The sequence below is a fragment of the Candidatus Poribacteria bacterium genome (assembly GCA_021295755.1).
Taxonomy (GTDB): Bacteria; Poribacteria; WGA-4E; order WGA-4E; family PCPOR2b; genus PCPOR2b.
In genome coordinates, this window is the sequence record JAGWBT010000210.1 from 1,849 (window position 1) to 2,671 (window position 823).

The 823-nt window shown below is 51.8% G+C and carries 1 pseudogene (cut by a window edge); it reads left to right on the top strand.

Going from position 1 to position 823, the window contains the following annotated elements:
* Positions 1-750: pseudogene (locus J4G02_21885) on the top strand (mannonate dehydratase); it begins 209 nt to the left of the window's first position.
* Positions 751-823 lie beyond the last annotated feature (73 nt).

Here is an 823-nt window from a genome sequence, read left to right on the forward strand (position 1 = left end):
CCCAGTTCAGAGCGAGATCGGGAGATTGACCAGATCTGCGATCTGCTCCGCAATATGTCGCGGGCGGGCATTCCAGCCGGGCGTTACAACATCACGATTCTTGGTCATCTACGGACAGAAAGACGGTTTGGACGGGGCGGTGCAAGTCTGTCGTCGTTTGAATATCATAAACTTGACCAAACATTGGACGAGTTTGAAGAGGGACCCGCCGACGCGGACGAGATGTGGGAGCGAATCGACCATTTCCTTTCACGGGTTGTCCCTGTGGCTGAGGAGTACAAGGTACGACTAGCTTGCCACCCACAGGATCCGAGCATCGGTGATCGGCTATATCGAGGCGTTGCCAGAGTCATGGGCACGGTTGAAGGTCTCAAGAAATTCGTCCACACGCACGAGAGCCCTTACCATGGATTGAATTTCTGTATCGGGACGGTGTCGGAATCGCTCGAAGATCCAGGTCAAGATATCTACGATATTATTCGCTATTTCGGCGAGCGGAAGAAGCTGTTTAACATCCACTTCCGTAACATCAAGGGCGGTCTCCTCGATTTCGTCGAGGTCTTTCCAGACGAAGGCGATGTGAATATGCTCAAAGCGTTGCGTACCCTCAAGGAGGTCGACTATCCGTACATGGTGATGCCAGACCATGTACCGGGAATTTCCGGTGAAAATCCCGGTGGCGTCGGATTCGGATATTGCTTCGGTTATATTCATGCCCTGATGCAGGCAATTAACGAACCTGCGTCATAGGCGTGTGAAGGTAGGCTTATCCATTTTTGCAATCCCTCAACAGAAGGGAACCTTGTATGAACAATACGACGGA